This is a genomic window from Pseudovibrio sp. Ad46 (assembly GCF_001623065.1).
Lineage (GTDB): Bacteria > Pseudomonadota > Alphaproteobacteria > Rhizobiales > Stappiaceae > Pseudovibrio.
In genome coordinates, this window is sequence record NZ_LMCG01000049.1 from 228,445 (window position 1) to 243,834 (window position 15,390).

General features: G+C 48.6%; 20 protein-coding genes. All 20 read left to right on the forward strand.

Annotated features, from left to right (window positions below; all coding sequences use genetic code 11):
- Nucleotides 1–16 precede the first annotated feature (16 nt).
- The 20 genes from motA (at nucleotide 17) to PsAD46_RS14280 (ending at nucleotide 15,290) form a co-directional block, all read left to right on the forward strand.
- Nucleotides 17–904, forward strand: a complete 888-nt coding sequence (gene motA, locus PsAD46_RS14185) for a flagellar motor stator protein MotA (protein ID WP_057466178.1) — start codon at nucleotides 17–19, stop codon at nucleotides 902–904.
- Nucleotides 904–1,869 (forward strand): FliM/FliN family flagellar motor switch protein, encoded by a 966-nt coding sequence (locus tag PsAD46_RS14190; RefSeq protein ID WP_057466008.1) that lies wholly within the window; start codon nucleotides 904–906, stop codon nucleotides 1,867–1,869. The genes motA and PsAD46_RS14190 overlap by 1 nt, the downstream gene beginning before the upstream one ends.
- A complete protein-coding gene (locus tag PsAD46_RS14195; protein ID WP_057466009.1) occupies nucleotides 1,850–2,500 on the forward strand; it encodes a hypothetical protein in 651 nt (216 codons plus the stop codon). The genes PsAD46_RS14190 and PsAD46_RS14195 overlap by 20 nt, the downstream gene beginning before the upstream one ends.
- 134 nt (nucleotides 2,501–2,634) lie before the next feature.
- The gene (gene fliN / locus PsAD46_RS14200; protein ID WP_244271751.1) at nucleotides 2,635–2,913 is read left to right on the forward strand and encodes a flagellar motor switch protein FliN; all 279 of its coding nucleotides are present in this window, start codon (nucleotides 2,635–2,637) and stop codon (nucleotides 2,911–2,913) included.
- Between the two features lie 51 nt (nucleotides 2,914–2,964).
- Complete coding sequence (locus tag PsAD46_RS14205) at nucleotides 2,965–3,996, forward strand: flagellar motor switch protein FliG (protein WP_063288329.1); 1,032 nt, start codon at nucleotides 2,965–2,967, stop codon at nucleotides 3,994–3,996.
- Nucleotides 3,997–4,051: 55 nt separating this feature from the next.
- A complete protein-coding gene (gene flhB, locus PsAD46_RS14210; RefSeq protein ID WP_063293154.1) occupies nucleotides 4,052–5,113 on the forward strand; it encodes a flagellar biosynthesis protein FlhB in 1,062 nt (353 codons plus the stop codon).
- A 39-nt stretch (nucleotides 5,114–5,152) separates the two neighbouring features.
- Nucleotides 5,153–5,602, forward strand: a complete 450-nt coding sequence (locus tag PsAD46_RS14215; protein WP_208981848.1) for a hypothetical protein — start codon at nucleotides 5,153–5,155, stop codon at nucleotides 5,600–5,602.
- Nucleotides 5,603–5,766: 164 nt separating this feature from the next.
- The gene (gene flgB, locus PsAD46_RS27655; protein WP_082830624.1) at nucleotides 5,767–6,147 is read left to right on the forward strand and encodes a flagellar basal body rod protein FlgB; all 381 of its coding nucleotides are present in this window, start codon (nucleotides 5,767–5,769) and stop codon (nucleotides 6,145–6,147) included.
- Between the two features lie 7 nt (nucleotides 6,148–6,154).
- A complete protein-coding gene (gene flgC / locus PsAD46_RS14225) occupies nucleotides 6,155–6,571 on the forward strand; it encodes a flagellar basal body rod protein FlgC (RefSeq protein WP_193757797.1) in 417 nt (138 codons plus the stop codon).
- A complete protein-coding gene (locus PsAD46_RS14230; protein WP_057466014.1) occupies nucleotides 6,571–6,927 on the forward strand; it encodes a flagellar hook-basal body complex protein FliE in 357 nt (118 codons plus the stop codon). Before flgC ends, PsAD46_RS14230 begins: the two co-directional genes overlap by 1 nt.
- A gap of 23 nt (nucleotides 6,928–6,950) precedes the next feature.
- A complete protein-coding gene (gene flgG, locus PsAD46_RS14235; protein WP_057466015.1) occupies nucleotides 6,951–7,739 on the forward strand; it encodes a flagellar basal-body rod protein FlgG in 789 nt (262 codons plus the stop codon).
- Nucleotides 7,740–7,749: 10 nt separating this feature from the next.
- Nucleotides 7,750–8,232 carry a flagellar basal body P-ring formation chaperone FlgA gene (gene flgA, locus PsAD46_RS14240; protein ID WP_208981849.1) on the forward strand — a complete coding sequence of 161 codons (483 nt, stop codon included), beginning with the start codon at nucleotides 7,750–7,752 and terminating at the stop codon, nucleotides 8,230–8,232.
- A gap of 4 nt (nucleotides 8,233–8,236) precedes the next feature.
- The gene (gene flgI / locus PsAD46_RS14245) at nucleotides 8,237–9,361 is read left to right on the forward strand and encodes a flagellar basal body P-ring protein FlgI (protein ID WP_063293153.1); all 1,125 of its coding nucleotides are present in this window, start codon (nucleotides 8,237–8,239) and stop codon (nucleotides 9,359–9,361) included.
- A gap of 150 nt (nucleotides 9,362–9,511) precedes the next feature.
- Nucleotides 9,512–9,991, forward strand: coding sequence for an MgtE protein (locus PsAD46_RS14250; RefSeq protein ID WP_208980743.1), 480 nt, complete (start codon nucleotides 9,512–9,514; stop codon nucleotides 9,989–9,991).
- Nucleotides 9,988–10,698 (forward strand): flagellar basal body L-ring protein FlgH, encoded by a 711-nt coding sequence (gene flgH, locus PsAD46_RS14255; RefSeq protein WP_063288332.1) that lies wholly within the window; start codon nucleotides 9,988–9,990, stop codon nucleotides 10,696–10,698. The genes PsAD46_RS14250 and flgH overlap by 4 nt, the downstream gene beginning before the upstream one ends.
- Before the next feature lie 11 nt (nucleotides 10,699–10,709).
- A complete protein-coding gene (locus PsAD46_RS14260; protein WP_057466019.1) occupies nucleotides 10,710–11,219 on the forward strand; it encodes a flagellar basal body-associated FliL family protein in 510 nt (169 codons plus the stop codon).
- Nucleotides 11,219–11,974: a flagellar type III secretion system pore protein FliP gene (fliP, locus tag PsAD46_RS14265; RefSeq protein ID WP_063293151.1), complete on the forward strand. Its 756-nt coding sequence runs from the start codon at nucleotides 11,219–11,221 to the stop codon at nucleotides 11,972–11,974. The genes PsAD46_RS14260 and fliP overlap by 1 nt, the downstream gene beginning before the upstream one ends.
- A gap of 189 nt (nucleotides 11,975–12,163) precedes the next feature.
- Nucleotides 12,164–13,351: a flagellin gene (locus PsAD46_RS14270; RefSeq protein WP_063307190.1), complete on the forward strand. Its 1,188-nt coding sequence runs from the start codon at nucleotides 12,164–12,166 to the stop codon at nucleotides 13,349–13,351.
- A 219-nt stretch (nucleotides 13,352–13,570) separates the two neighbouring features.
- Nucleotides 13,571–14,758: a flagellin gene (locus PsAD46_RS28740; RefSeq protein ID WP_063293149.1), complete on the forward strand. Its 1,188-nt coding sequence runs from the start codon at nucleotides 13,571–13,573 to the stop codon at nucleotides 14,756–14,758.
- 196 nt (nucleotides 14,759–14,954) lie between these two features.
- Nucleotides 14,955–15,290, forward strand: a complete 336-nt coding sequence (locus PsAD46_RS14280) for a hypothetical protein (protein WP_063307191.1) — start codon at nucleotides 14,955–14,957, stop codon at nucleotides 15,288–15,290.
- The last annotated feature ends 100 nt before the right edge of the window (nucleotides 15,291–15,390 follow it).

The window sequence follows — 15,390 nt, forward strand, 5'->3', positions numbered from 1 at the left end:
GTGTGTGGAGCGCAAATTGAATATTCTAGTTGGCCTCGTGATCGTTATTGGATCCATAATTGGTGGTTATGTTGCAATGGGTGGCTATATGAAGGTGCTATGGCAACCTTTTGAGCTGCTGATTGTTGGGGGAGCCGCCTTCGGTACCTTCGTGGTGGCGAATACGTTTAAGACGATTAAGGATACCGGGCGCGGTATTCATGAAGCTTTGGTGAATGCAAAGCCAAAAAAGCGTGACCATCTGGATACGCTAAGTGTGCTCTACGGTCTTATGAGAACCCTTCGTGCAAAGGGGCGTAATGATGTTGAGCAGATCATTGATAATCCTGATGATTCTGAGTTGTTTCAGCGTTTCCCGCGGGTTCTCGCGAACATATCTCTGACAAGTTTTATCTGTGATTACTTTCGTCTCATTATCATCGGTAATGTTCGTCCTCATGAAATTGAATCATTGATGGATGAAGAGTTGCACACCCTTGGTCGTGAAGAGATGAAGCCGTATCAAGCGCTCAGTATTGTTGCTGAGACTTTGCCTGCTCTCGGTATTGTGGCTGCTGTGCTTGGTATCGTGAAGGCGATGGGGGCTATTGATCAGGAGCCGGAAATTCTTGGTAGTCTGATTGGTGCTGCGCTTGTTGGTACGTTCCTTGGTATCTTTTTATCCTACGGAATCGTCAGCCCGGTCGCAGTGAAGATTAAATCCATTCGTGAGCAGCGTTATCGTCTCTATATAGAGGTGAAGCAGACATTGCTTGCGTTTATGAATGGTGCAGCGCCTCAGATTGCATTGGAGCACGGTCGTAAAACCATCGGTGCGGACGATCGTCCTACAATTGATGAAGTTGAGGCGGAAACTATGAATGCTGGTCCGGTGGTGTCTGCTGCAGCTGGGAGTGAAGCCTGATGGAGCCTCAAGAGCTGGAAATGAGTGATGAGGTGATCAGCGCTCAGAATGCAAAGGTGGATTTGCCTTCTCGTTTGTTGGATGCTGCGGGCCTTGGTGTCGATCGTCTCCCAATGCTGCATGTGGTCTTTGACCGTATGGCGCGCCAGTACATCGATACACTTCGGCAGATGGCGGCAACTGCACCTTACTTAGCAGTTCAATCGGTTTCTAATGAGCGTATTGGTGATGCTCTTGAGCAATATGAGGATCGCGCAGTTGTTGCGGTTCTTCATGCTCAGGAGTGGGATGCGCGCATTTTGCTCGGGTTTGATCGAACCTTCATCTTTTCCATGGTTGAGGTTCTGCTTGGTGGTGATGGTGAAGAAGAGGCGTTTCTTGAAGATCGCGCTTTGACGAATGTCGAGCAGCGGCTTGCCTATAGGATGTTCCAGGAGGCGGCTACAGCGCTCGAAACGGCGTTTGAGGCGATTGCTGATACCTCGTTGAAGGTTGAGCGTCTCGAAAACCGTATGGAATTCGCGCAAACGGGCAGGAAGAGTAATCCGTGCGTGCTTGCCAAAATGACTGCCGAAATCATCGGTCGTGAAGGTGAGATCTTCATCATTATTCCTCAGTCGGTGCTGAATCCGCTGCGCGAAAACCTGACACAGGTGTTGTCTGGTGAGGTTGCTGGTCGCGATACCCGTTGGACTAAACAGTTCCAGCAGGAAGTTCAGCGTACCGAAGTCAAGCTTACGGCAATTCTTGAAGAGCAGCGCATGACTCTCGAAGAGGTTGCGCAGTTTGAGGTTGGTCTTGTTCTTGAGTTGAATGCTACTCCAAAAACTGCCGTTCAGCTCGAATGTAACAGTCAGCCATTGTTTAACTGTCGCCTGGGTCAGGTTGCAGGATCTTACACAGTACGCGTTGAAGAATTGATCGAGCAGGAAGGGGAACTTCTCGATGATATCTTATCTAATTGACGGATTTTTACTTTTTGCTCTTTTGGTTACGACGTGGCGTGTTGTGGTCATGTACCGACAGCTAAAGCGGCTCTCCGGCTATCATGAAGAGTATCAAAGGATTTTTGATCAGACCTCGGAAGCAATGGACAACATTGGTTTGTCCTTGCAGGAAATCCGGGTTCGCGGTGAGGAGATCCTGAGTAATCTTGGGCAGCGGATTGATGAGGCTCGTGAAGCTACGGTCGATATCTCTGGTGTGATCCTGCAGGCGCAAACAGAAATGAAAGCGCTTCAGGAGCATATCGAGTGGTTGAGCAAGAAGAGTGATGAAGTCGGCATCAGTATGAATGATGCGCCACCAAGGCCAGGTGGGGATCGCGGGCGACGTTCCGGTCGTGCTGCAAAGCCTGCTGCAACCAAGGCAAAGCAAAAGCCCGTTACGAGTGCAGCGTCCAATACCGCCGCGTTGTTGCTGGCTGGTGGAATGGGTAAGCCTGCACCGGCAGGTAACCAAGAAAATACTGCTGTATCTGCAATAGATAACCAGAATGTCAGAGTTAGAAAAGTTTCTTTCGGCCAGAGCGCCACATTCAGATCTGTAAATGTAAAGGACGACGAAAGTCCTGAGAAGGAGAATGATCCGCAATGAGCAGCTCAAATGAAATGAGTGATGAAGCCCTCGCGTTGCAATGGGAAGCTGCTGCTTCTGAAGCCGAGATGGATATGGATATGGGTGCGCCTTCTGCTGCAGCCCAGCCAGCTGCTTCCGCGCCTGAAAAGGGTATGAGCGACGAGAACGTTGACCGTAATCTGGAAGCAGTTCTAGGTATTCCGGTTGATATGCAGGTTGTTCTTGGATCTGCAACCATGCCTGTGGCTAGTTTGCTTAAGCTTGGTCGTGGTGCGGTTATACCTCTGGATCACCGCGTTGGTGAGCCTGTCGACATTGTCGTAAATGGCCGCACTGTAGCGCGTGGCGAAATCGTAGTTGTTGAAGACGATAACTCGCGGTTTGGTGTGTCGCTGACTGAGATTGTAGGCGCAAAAGGCAGCTACAACTAGCCGCACAAGAGCTGTGCTTGATTTTATATGTGTATCCGAGGCGCGTAGAGAATGAACAGTGTTGTTCCAGCTGAAATGGGAAGCGTCATTTCCAGAAAAAATGGCCATCAGAAGGCAGCAGCTTTGCTGTTGGCTATGGGGAGTGATAAGGCAACCCGCGTTCTGAAGCATTTCGATAACGACGAAATGCGGATGATCATTCGGGCAGCTGCAGATCTGGGCACGGTTCCTGCTAGTGAACTCGATGAGCTAATTGAAGAGTTCATCGAGCTTTTCTCAGGTGGTGTAAACCTGTTCGGTACAGCCGAAGGGGCCGAGAGTCTTCTGAAAGGTATTCTTCCAGAAGATCAGGTCGCGGAAATTATGTCGGACGTGATGGGCTACTCCAAGCGTTCGATCTGGGACAAGGTTTCACAAATCTCGGAGCATGTTCTTTCTACATATTTGCAGAAAGAACATCCGCAAACTGCAGCAGTGATCTTGTCAAAGATTTCCGCAAGTGGTGCTGCGCGTGTGATTTCCCAGATCCCGCGTAGAAAACGTAATCAGATTGTCCGCCGTATGTTGACACTCAAGCCTATCGTTGAGGACATTATGGAGGAAGTGCAGAAGACACTGCATGAAGACTTCATGGTGAACTTTGCAAGAACTGTGGGTACAGATTCCCATGTTCGTATGGCAGATATTCTCAATAAAATGGAACGTGACGATCTTGAAGATACGCTGGGTAATCTGCGTGAAGCTCTGCCAAAATCTGCAGAGCAGCTCGATGCCTTGCTCTTCACCTTTGATGATATCCAGAACCTGGATCTTCGCACCAGAACTGCAATCTTTGATGATGTTACTAGTGAAGTTATCACTGCAGCTCTTAAAGGAACGAATCCAGAGTTCCGTCAGTCAATCCTCGCAAGTATGGCGTCTCGTGCCCGTAGGATCGTTGAGAACGATCTGGCTTCCGGTGAGCCTATGACACAGCGTGAAGTGATGGATGCGCGTCGGGCGATTACTGACCTTGCCCTTGAAAAGGCAAATTCGGGTGAGATCGATCTTGAGATTGGGCGTGGAGAAGAAGTCTACGTCTAACGCTTCCCTATGACTTTTTAAGTTTGTCAAACCATCTTGAGAAGCGGCAGGTTTCATGTCTGAAGACCAGGATCCCGACAGTAAAACCCAGGAACCCACGGAGAAGAAGGTTCGTGATGCCTTGGAGAAAGGGAATATCCCAGTCTCCAAGGAAGCGTCTGTGCTTGCCTCAATGCTTGCACTTCTTCTTGTGCTTTCCTTCATCGCTGTCGATAAGGCGCAGGGCCTGGTGTATTTTCTGAAGTGGTTTTTGGATAATCCGGGTGAAATACAGTTTGTCAGTGCTGCGGAGCCTTTGCAGTTGATGTCTGCTGTGGCTTTCCAGCTTGTCTGGTTTCTTGGCCCTATCGTTTCTGTCCTGATTTTCTTTGGCTTGGCTTCCTCTTTCATGCAAAATACGCCACGTTTGGTGTTGGACCGAATTGAACCGAAGCTCAGCAAAATCTCCTTGAAAAAGGGACTGGGCAGGCTTTTTAGCGTCAATGGCGCTATGGAGTTTGTGAAGTCTCTCTTCAAACTGGTAACTGTGATCGTCGTTGCCGCGCTTGTATTGAAATCGCAGCAAGCGGTTGCGTTGACAGCGATGTACAGCGACCCAAGTCAGGTGCCTCAGCTTATTTTGTCTGTTGCAATGACTTTGCTTTCCGGTATCTGCGTCGCAACCATCTTCCTTGTTGGTTTTGATTTGGTTCTGGCGCGTTTCCAGTGGCGCAAGAACTTGCGCATGTCTCACCAGGAGCTGAAGGACGAATATAAGCAAGCAGAGGGCGATCCGCTTATCAAGGCGCGCTTACGCTCTCTCGCTCGTGACAGGGCTCGCAAGCGCATGATGTCATCTGTTCAGGATGCGACTGTTGTTGTTGCGAACCCCACCCACTTTGCCATTGCGCTGTATTATGAGCGTGAGGGTGAACAAGCGCCGCGTGTTGTTGCAAAAGGGCAGGACCTGATTGCACTGAAAATCAAAGAACTGGCATATATTCATGATGTTCCAGTTGTAGAAGATCGACAACTCGCGCGTTCACTTTATGCCGCCGTAGAGATAGATCAGAGTATTCCAGAGGAATATTATCGAGCGGTAGCAGAAATTATTTCATATGTTTATTTAAAGCGCTAAAGACTTTGTCGAAACGCGTTTCTGCCTTAAGAGGGTATTTTGTCTACAAAGACCGCATTGAAGAAAAACGACCTGCCTGCAAAATCTGAAGATGTTTTGCGCGAGGCATTGATTGCAAACGCTATGAAGCCCATCGCAGCCGAGTTACGGTTATGCGATCTGTCTTCTTTAGCTCGCCATATTCTCTCTAACGAAGCTGCCAATCTCACAGATTTGCTGGAATCTTCGTCGGAACTTTATTTTAAGCCCGACACACTCACCTATGCTGGAACGTCGTCAATCGATTTGAACTGGAATGGCGATGTTACAGTTTGCTTGCATATGAAGTTCGTAAATGACGGTGTGAGTGTCATGTTTCATTTGTTTTTGCTTGCATTAAACTCGGCAGTTGATGTCAAGTTCATCGCATTTGAGCAGCCTTCTGAAGACCCGCAGGAAAATACAAAGAGGTTGGAAACTGCGCTCGCGGACGCATCTGTTAATTCTTAAACAATATATTAACTATTTATTTACCTAAAATTTTAAGATAAAAAGATATGCTTGACTAACCAAGTATATCTTTTTTGCTTTTTTCGGAAATATTGATTCCGCCAGCTACGGACAAGATTGCGCTGCTATCCACTTTTAGCAGTTTTTGTAGCGGAGTGGATTTTTTGGAGCCCGTATATCTTTTTAGTTTGGTTTCGCGGCAAAATTCTTGGTTGTCAGTGCGGCAATCAACAATTTCCGAAAATATTGCGAACGTTGATACTCCTGGTTTTGCAAGTAAGGATGTCGAGCCTTTTAAGGACATTCTGGATAAAACCAGCATTCAGATGGCTGCTACCCAGTCAGGTCATATCAGCGAAGATGGAACGAATGCCCGTCGTGTGCGGGTGAATGACGGTGAGGCGTGGCAAGTTACCGTCTCAGATAATTCCGTTTCCCTAGAGCAAGAGTTGATTAAGTCAGGTGAGGTTGCTCGTCAGCACTCACTCAATACTCAGCTTGTTGGGTCCTTCTATGGCTTGATGAAGAGCAGCTTAGGAAGATAAAATTATGATTGATCCACTTGTCGCTTCATTAAAGATTTCCTCCTCGGGTCTGAGGGTTCAGTCACAGCGTATGCGCGTTGTCTCTGAGAACCTGGCCAACGTTCAGTCGACAGGCGACACTCCTGGGGCAAATCCTTATCAGCGTAAAACGATTACCTTCAAAAGTGAGGTTGATCGCGCGCTTGGTGCCAATCTCGTTGAGGTTAAGGATATCGGTACGGATAAAGGTGATTACCGTATTGAATTTGATCCGTCGCATCCAGCGGCAGATGAGAATGGCAACGTAAAATATCCAAACGTAAACACTCTGATTGAGTTGGCGGACATGCGAGAAGCTTCGCGTTCTTATGAAGCTGGTCTGCAGATGATGGTCAAATCCAGAGAAATGATTACCCGTACAATCGATTTGTTGAGGAGTAGGTGATGGCGGATCTTTCGGCGTTGAGTTCAGTGTCGCGTGTTTCAACGTTTACCAGTGGGGTAAATGATGTTTCGTCTACTGCTCGTACTCGTCAGTACTTGGTAGGCGGAGCGCAGAATGCGCAGGCGACCCAAGAGGTTCAGGGCAGCTTTGCTGATACTATGGCTGATGTGGTTCGTGAAACTGCAGGCGATTTGAAAACGGCTGAAGCGACATCTGTTGCGGCAGTTCGTGGCGAGGTTTCGGCTCAAAAAGTGGTCGAGGCTGTGATGAAGGCAGAGCTTTCCTTGAAGAGCGCAGTAGCTGTGCGTGACAAGGTTGTTGAGGCCTATCAAGAATTCTCTCGTATGAGTATTTAATTGTTTGAGAAAAGGTTTTTCCTATGAAGGCTCTTGCTATCGCTGCGACGGGTATGTCTGCTCAGCAGAAAAATCTCGAAGTTATTTCCAATAACATCGCGAACATGAATACGACTGCCTTTAAGGCATCTCGCGCTGAGTTCTCCGATCTGCTTTATCAAACTGATCGTGCAGCTGGCGTGTCCAATCGTGGTGGTGCTGCACCTGTTCCTGAAGGAATTCAGCAAGGTCTTGGTGTGAAAACCGCAGCGGTTCGTAAGTTGCATTCTCAAGGTGCGCTGCAGCAAACCAATAACGCATTTGATCTGGCGATCGATGGACAAGGTTGGTTTGAAATTATCGGCCCTGAAGGTGAAGCGCTCTTTACCCGGTCTGGTGCATTCAACGTAAACGGTGAGGGTGCTCTTGTAACTCTTGATGGTTACGAAGTTCAACCTGGTATCACTGTTCCGCTCGAGGCTGTTAAAGTTACTGTCAATGAAAGTGGCGAAGTGTTTGCTACTTATGCCGACGGAAACCCAGCCACAAGCATCGGTCAGTTGAACCTGACTAACTTTGTGAATGACGCTGGCCTGAAGGCGATCGGTGGCAATCTTTTCCGCGAAACTATTGCATCTGGCGCGCCTAATACCGGTATTGCTGGCGAAGGTTCGCTTGGAGTTATTCGTCAAGGGTATCTTGAAGGTGCCAACGTCGATCCCGTTAAAGAGATCACAAGCTTGATCAGCGCGCAGCGTGGGTACGAGATGAATTCCAAAGTGATTCAGGCAGCAGATGATATGGCTGGAACTGTGTCCAAGGGCATTCGCTAAGGACGCGGTGATGAGTGCTTCCAAGCGCCTGCGTAGCCTGGCATTGCTAGTGTGCTGCGTGCCGTTGTTCTTAACAGCGGCATCAGCAGCTGGCCGACGCGAAGTTGTAAAGCTTCCTGTGCCGGCCATGATGATTTATCCGGGTGATAAGATCGAAGAAGGTATGCTTCGTGAACACGGGTTCTTCAAAAAGTCGGTTGCGCAGCTTTCGATTGTAGGTCGAATGCAAGATGTAGTTGGGCTGGAAGCGCGCCGTACCCTTTTTCCAGGAAAACCAATTCCAAAAAACGCGGTTCAAGATCCTGTTGTAGTACAACGCGGTTCTTCTGTTCTGTTGGTTTTTAAAGAAGACGGCTTGGAAATCCGCGCCATTGTTGAGGCGCAGGAATCTGGGGCAATTGGTGCAAATATCAGGGCTAAGAACCCTGATACAGGTTTAAGTGTTTTAGGCAAAGTGCAAGAAAACGGATCTTTGCTGGCTGAAGGGGAATAACACCGTGCGTTCTGTAAGCCGTTCTCTGGGGGCAATTTATCTTGCTTTTCTTGCTTTGTTTTTATCGTTTGACAGTGCGTCTGCACTCGTCCGTATCAAGGATATAGCTGATCTGCGCGGCATGCGTTCTAATCAGCTTGTCGGCTATGGTATTGTGATTGGTCTGAATGGATCAGGCGATACCATGAGGAATTCTCCGTTCACTGAGCAGTCTTTGCAATCCATGCTTGAGCGCATGGGGGTGAACGTTCGAGAGTCTAACTTAAGATCAAGAAATGTAGCGGCGGTTGTTGTAACTGCCGAGTTGCCTCCCTTTATTGGGAATGGCGCCCGTATTGATGTTTCTGTCGGATCGCTCGGCGATGCGGCATCGTTGCAAGGCGGAACGCTTCTTGTGACGCCATTGATGGGGGCTGATGGCAACGTCTATGCGGTTGCTCAGGGTTCTGTTTCTGTATCTGGCTTTGCGGCCACCGGTGATGCTGGTAGTTTGACACAAGGTGTTCCAACTGCCGGAAGTGTTTCAAATGGCGCGCTAATTGAGAAAACGCTACCTGATTATTTCTCTTCGCTACCACAGCTGGTGCTGGAACTTAAAAATCCAGACTTTAAGACCGCTGTACGAGTGACGGATGCAATCAACGCATTTTCACTGAACCGCTATGGTTTGAAGCTTGCCAGTGAGCTTGATTATAGATCAGTTCAGGTACAACGCCCTGCAGGTATCAGCTCAGTTCGTTTCATTTCTCAGATCGAAGGCCTGATGGTTCAGCCGGATACGCCAGCAAGAGTAGTTGTGGATGAGCGTACTGGAACCGTCGTTATCGGTCAGAATGTGCGGATTTCAACAGTTGCTGTGACGCACGGCAATCTGACGGTTCGTGTTTCTGAGCGGCCTGAAGTCTCACAGCCATCACCGTTCGCTCAGCAGGGCGAAACGACTGTTGTGCCGCGCACGGATATTGATGTGGTTCAGGAAGATGGTCAGTTGCAGTTGATTGGTGGAACTGATTTGCAAACTCTGGTCAGAGGATTGAACCGTATTGGTCTGAAGCCAAGTGGAATCATTGCAATCCTTCAGGCGATTAAGCAGGCAGGGGCTCTCCAGGCAACTCTCGTGGTCAAATAAGACTGCACGGCAATTGGATAAGCCACGGGCAAGCTTGTGGCTTCACTGTACCGCTAAACCTATTGGAACTGAGTTGTAATGCCTCTCTTAAAGCTCTCTAAGAAGAAATTCTTTCCCCTTAAGTGTGCAGCGGTATCTCTCGGTTTGTGCATGTCGCTTGTAAGCGCAAGTGCCCAGACGAACGAAGCCGAGACAGAAGAACTGAGTGCCGCAATTGAGCAGGCCAAGAACTACTGCGAAGCGATTGCTGATCAGGCAAAAGACGCTCGGATTGCTTGGCAAATGCGTGCTCTGTTTGATGTTGAACATCAGATGAAAGCCAAGATTACGGAACTCGACGCTAAGATTGCTGAGTTGCGCATGTGGGTGAAACGTCGTGATGAAATCCTGCAGAGAGCTGAAGGGCATGTCGTTAACATCTATGCCAACATGCGTCCGGATGCAGCGGCGCTGCAGTTAACGTCTCTGGATGATGAAACAGCAGTTTCAATTCTTCTCCAGATGAAGGCGCGGAAAGCCAGTTCGGTGCTTGCTGAGTTGGCCTCAGAGCGCGCAGCGTATCTTACTGATCTGATGGCAGAACTTACAGCTCGAAAGGCCGCCAAGCAAAGTATGGGAGTTTCACAGTGAAGCGCACTTTGGTATGCATTCTCGCCGCAATTACGCTCACTGGCTGTAATGCTATGAAAAACGTTGGCAAGGAGCCGCATCTGACCCCGCTGGGGCAGGGGCTTCAGCCAAATGTTGCAAACCTGCCGGCAACTCCAGCGAAAAGTGGCGGCCGTTCAAATCGCGCTTATCACGGGCTTTGGGCCGACGGTGAGCAGGATTTCTTCCGCGATCCGCGTGCAAAGCAAATTGGCGATGTTCTTACCGTTGCGATCAAGATCAACGATAAAGCCAAATTAGACAACTCCAGCGAGAGAAAGCGTGACTCCTCCCGATCTACCGGTTTGAAGGGAGCGTTCTCCTGGGCTGGTGTTGATTCAGGAGAAGCAGACGCAAGCATTTCAGGGACAGGTGCGACCAGCAGTAAAGGTGAGGGCGCTATTGACCGCAGTGAAGAGATCAAACTTTCCATCGCAGCAGTCGTGACCAAAGTACTTGCCAACGGCAATCTAATCATTTCCGGGCAACAGGAAGTCAGAGTGAACTATGAGGTTCGCGTCCTGTCAGTTGCTGGCATCGTGCGTCCTGAAGACATCACAGGTCGAAATACCATTGAGTATGACAAGATCGCTGAAGCGCGTGTTTCCTACGGTGGCCGTGGCCGCGTGACGGAAATGCAGCAGCCAAGCGTTGGTCAGCAAATCATTGATATCATTAGCCCGCTCTAAAGGAGGCTTCTATGGCTCTTAAACCACAGTTGCCAAAGCCACAGTTGCCAGCCTCCGAGAATTCTTGGGTGGGCGTCGCAGTCGCGGCCATTGTCGTGACTGCCGTTGCAAGTGCTGGTGGAATGGGGATCGGCTCTACGCTGGTCGATCAGGTGCACGGCAAATATTTGGAAGAGCAAAAAGCCAACAGTGGTGCTCTGATCAATCCGGAATATACAGAAAGCAGTCAGATTGTCTCATTGAAGCCAATCGTGACCAACCTGTTGTCTTCCTCTAAGAACTGGATTCGTATTGAAGCCTCAGTTGTTTTGATGCAGCGCGGTATAGAAGAGCAAGATCACTCCTTGCTGGTCAAACAGGTTGAGCAGGATCTGTTGCTCTACGCCCGGACCTTAGGGCCACGCCAGCTCGAAGGCACTCGTGGTTTGCTGCGTTTGCGTGATGATCTCAATGAACGCGCCAAGATGCGTGGTGGCAAATTTGTCAAGGAACTCGTCCTTGAATCTGTGGTGATTCAGTAATGCGTTATTTTGCGTTTATTACGGGTTTTTTGAGTTTATTTGCGCTGTTTTGGGTCGCTCCGGCCTCGGCTCAGGATATTAACCTGAGTGATCTGCTCCCAGCAGGGCAGGCGTCTGCAAGTGGCCGGATTATCCAATACGTCATGATCCTGACGGTGCTCTCGTTAGCGCCTGGGATCCTGATCATGGTAACAAGCTTCACGCGGTTCGTTGTGGCTTTATCATTCCTGAGATCCGGTATCGGTCTGCAAACGACGCCTGCAAACATCATCATGATCTCCCTGGCGTTGTTCATGACCTTCTACGTCATGGCACCAACATTCGACACCGCGTGGAAAAATGGTCTGCAACCATTAATCAAAGAGCAAATCACAGAAGAAGTCGCCTACGAGGAAATGACTAAACCGTTCCGACGGTTCATGTTGGACAATGTTCGCGAAAAAGATCTAGTCCTCTTCGACGATCTGGCAGTGAGTGCATTCAACTACGAAAAAGATGCGCCCATCGAAGAGCTCGACCTTCGCGTTCTCATTCCGGCCTTCATGATATCAGAACTACGACGCGGTTTCGAAATCGGCTTCCTCATCGCATTGCCCTTTGTCGTCATTGATATGATTGTTGCGACAATCACAATGTCCATGGGCATGATGATGCTCCCCCCAACAGTCATCTCTCTCCCCTTCAAGGTGTTATTTTTCGTCTTGATTGATGGGTGGTACCTGTTAACGGGTGGTCTGATAAGATCGTTTACTTAAACTTAACCACGAAAAGCCCCGTTTCGGGGCTTTTTTCTACTCAGGTAAATGAGTCAGTTTGGCGTAAGGCTAGTGAGTCATCGTTAGCTTCTGTTACAGGCTTTGACCTTCAAAGTGCATGATGCAATTCTGTAACTCCGGGAATTTGATCCGGAATGTCCCAATTCTTCTTATTAAGGGACAAACAATATGTCTTCTCTTTTGACCAATTCATCCGCAATGGTAGCTCTTCAGACTCTGAAGGGTATCAACAACAGCATGGCGGAAACTCAGAACCGTATCTCCACCGGTATGCGTGTGAGTGATGCATCTGATAACGCGGCTTACTGGTCTATTGCAACAACCATGAAATCAGATAACAAAGCACTGAGCGCTGTTCAGGATGCTTTGGGTCTTGGTGCTGCTACTGTTGACGTTGCCTTCACTGCAATGGATAAAGCAGTTGACGTTGTTGATGAAATCAAGGCAAAGCTGACCACTGCAAAAGATGGTACTGTTGATAAAGGCAAGATCCAGGCTGATATCAAACAGCTGCAGGAACAGCTGCAGACCATTGCATCCTCTGCAAACTTCTCCGGCGAAAACTGGCTGCAGCAGGATAAAGCCGCTGACAACCTTGATAAGGAGATTGTTGGTTCCTTTACGCGTACTGCGGATGGTCAGGTTGAAATTCAGAACATCGACGTAGACACAAGCTCTATCGTTCTGGTTGATACTAACACTGATGCGGCTGCCAATAGCGGTATTCTCTCCCAGCAGTTTGGTGCTATCGATGGTAATAATGTCGATCCTGCTGATCTTGTAGCTGCAAACATTACTGTTACTGGTTCCACTGCTGGTGGCGATTTGGCTATCGCCTTTACTGATGGTACTGTGGCCTATGAAGGCCTTGAGATTGATGAGTTGGAAGCATTGGTTATAGCTGAAGCTGCAGCCTCAGGTACTGATCCAGCGGATGGTGCCGCTGTTGAGGCATTGCTTACAGGTACTTTGGCTACAGCTGCTGGTGCAATTGAGACTAAGTATACTGAACTCGCTGAAGACAATCTTCTCACCTTTGATGTTGGTGGTCTGACTGACTCCGTGTCTGACAAAGCTATCTTGAATGCGATCTATGAGCGTGTTGATGCAACACTTCAGACTATGACTGGTGCAGCGACCGATCTTGGTTCGGCTAAGGCGCGTGTTGACATGCAAAAGCAGTTCGCAAGTGATCTGTCTGATGCGATTGATCGTGGTATCGGTCAGCTTGTTGATGCAGACATGAATGAAGAGTCTACTCGTTTGAAAGCACTTCAGACCCAGCAGCAGCTCGGTATTCAGGCTCTGTCCATTGCAAACAACGCTTCTCAGAACATCCTCAGCCTGTTCCGTTAATCCGGAAATCTCTGAGAACCCTAGAAGCTTTGAGGCCCCGGTTAATTGCCGGGGCTTCTTTTTTGTGTTGCATTTTATCTATATGTGCAGCTTCGCGTAAGCTTCGTGAGTCATCTTTAGATCTGTTACAGGCTTTGGGATTCAAAGTGCATGATGCAATTCTGTAGCTCCGGGGGTAAATCCGGAATGTCCCAAATCATTCTATAAGGGGCAAGTATTATGTCTTCTCTTTTGACCAATTCATCCGCAATGGTAGCTCTTCAGACTTTGAAGGGTATCAACAACAACATGGCGGAAACTCAGAACCGTATCTCCACCGGTATGCGTGTGAGTGATGCATCTGATAACGCGGCTTACTGGTCTATTGCAACAACCATGAAATCAGATAACAAAGCACTGAGCGCTGTTCAGGATGCTTTGGGTCTTGGTGCTGCTACTGTTGACGTTGCCTTCACTGCAATGGATAAAGCAGTTGACGTTGTTGATGAAATCAAGGCAAAGCTGACCACTGCAAAAGATGGTACTGTTGATAAAGGCAAGATCCAGGCTGATATCAAACAGCTGCAGGAACAGCTGCAGACCATTGCATCCTCTGCAAACTTCTCCGGCGAAAACTGGCTGCAGCAGGATAAAGCCGCTGACAACCTTGATAAGGAGATTGTTGGTTCCTTTACGCGTACTGCGGATGGTCAGGTTGAAATTCAGAACATCGACGTAGACACAAGCTCTATCGTTCTGGTTGATACTAACACTGATGCGGCTGCCAATAGCGGTATTCTCTCCCAGCAGTTTGGTGCTATCGATGGTAATAATGTCGATCCTGCTGATCTTGTAGCTGCAAACATTACTGTTACTGGTTCCACTGCTGGTGGCGATTTGGCTATCGCCTTTACTGATGGTACTGTGGCCTATGAAGGCCTTGAGATTGATGAGTTGGAAGCATTGGTTATAGCTGAAGCTGCAGCCTCAGGTACTGATCCAGCGGATGGTACCGCTGTTGCGGCATTGCTTACAGGTACTTTGGCTACAGCTGCTGGTGCAATTGAGACTAAGTATACTGAACTCGCTGAAGATAGCCTTCTCACCTTTGATGTTGGTGGTCTGACTGACTCCGTTTCTGACAAAGCTATCTTGAACGCGATCTATGAGCGTGTTGATGCAACACTTCAGACCATGACTGGTGCAGCGACCGATCTTGGTTCGGCTAAGGCGCGTGTTGACATGCAAAAGCAGTTCGCAAGTGATCTGTCTGATGCGATTGATCGTGGTATCGGTCAGCTTGTTGATGCGGACATGAATGAAGAGTCTACTCGTCTGAAAGCACTTCAGACCCAGCAGCAGCTCGGTATTCAGGCTCTGTCCATCGCAAACAACGCTTCTCAGAACATCCTCAGCCTGTTCCGTTAATCCGGAAAACTTTGAGAACCCTAGAAGCTTTAAGGCCCCGGTTAATCGCCGGGGCCTTTGTTTTTAACTACGATAAAATTTTAGATAAAATTGTTACAAGTCAGGTTAAGGCAAGTTCAATAAAATATACCATTATTTGAAATAAGCTTTCTTAAGCTTTGTCTCGTGTTGGTTGTTTTGAGTTGTGCGGTGCTTGATGTTAAGTAATCAGTTGAATATCTCCAGGCAAGGAGATCAGGAGGCAGGTCAGGTCGACCTTTCTGTGCTCACATCTGAGCAGAAGCTCGAAGGTTTGACGTTTGCTCTGCGGGGCAATGAGCGCTTCTGGAGTTCTGTTGTAGCGCTGGCGCGAGATGTGCTTTTTGAGCAAGAAGGGCAGCTTCGTCAGATCGAATGCGGTGCAAATACAATTGTAGCAATCAATGCAACGGCTGATCGGGTGAGCAAGCGCTTAAAAGGGCAGGGCTGTGGTTTGACTGTAAATGGTCTGCCGAGTATTCAGCGCATCACCCACGCAGACGCATATACCTGATACTGTTAGTTTTCTTCGAAATAACTTGTATTGCCTCGGAGAAACCGTGGATTTTCGCCCAATGTAAATCCTGATCACGTTCGCGCAAGGTTGAAAAGCG

Bases quoted from the DNA above. Each gene is read 5' to 3' on its own strand.
- PsAD46_RS14190 (WP_057466008.1), top strand. From the start codon at position 904: ATGGAGCCTCAAGAGCTGGAAATGAGTGATGAGGTGATCAGCGCTCAG.
- PsAD46_RS14195 (WP_057466009.1), top strand. From the start codon at position 1,850: ATGATATCTTATCTAATTGACGGATTTTTACTTTTTGCTCTTTTGGTT.
- fliN (WP_244271751.1), top strand. From the start codon at position 2,635: ATGAGCGACGAGAACGTTGACCGTAATCTGGAAGCAGTTCTAGGTATT.
- PsAD46_RS14205 (WP_063288329.1), top strand. From the start codon at position 2,965: ATGAACAGTGTTGTTCCAGCTGAAATGGGAAGCGTCATTTCCAGAAAA.
- flhB (WP_063293154.1), top strand. From the start codon at position 4,052: ATGTCTGAAGACCAGGATCCCGACAGTAAAACCCAGGAACCCACGGAG.
- PsAD46_RS14230 (WP_057466014.1), top strand. From the start codon at position 6,571: ATGGCGGATCTTTCGGCGTTGAGTTCAGTGTCGCGTGTTTCAACGTTT.
- flgG (WP_057466015.1), top strand. From the start codon at position 6,951: ATGAAGGCTCTTGCTATCGCTGCGACGGGTATGTCTGCTCAGCAGAAA.
- flgA (WP_208981849.1), top strand. From the start codon at position 7,750: ATGAGTGCTTCCAAGCGCCTGCGTAGCCTGGCATTGCTAGTGTGCTGC.
- PsAD46_RS14250 (WP_208980743.1), top strand. From the start codon at position 9,512: ATGTCGCTTGTAAGCGCAAGTGCCCAGACGAACGAAGCCGAGACAGAA.
- PsAD46_RS14260 (WP_057466019.1), top strand. From the start codon at position 10,710: ATGGCTCTTAAACCACAGTTGCCAAAGCCACAGTTGCCAGCCTCCGAG.
- fliP (WP_063293151.1), top strand. From the start codon at position 11,219: ATGCGTTATTTTGCGTTTATTACGGGTTTTTTGAGTTTATTTGCGCTG.
- PsAD46_RS14270 (WP_063307190.1), top strand. From the start codon at position 12,164: ATGTCTTCTCTTTTGACCAATTCATCCGCAATGGTAGCTCTTCAGACT.
- PsAD46_RS28740 (WP_063293149.1), top strand. From the start codon at position 13,571: ATGTCTTCTCTTTTGACCAATTCATCCGCAATGGTAGCTCTTCAGACT.
- PsAD46_RS14280 (WP_063307191.1), top strand. From the start codon at position 14,955: ATGTTAAGTAATCAGTTGAATATCTCCAGGCAAGGAGATCAGGAGGCA.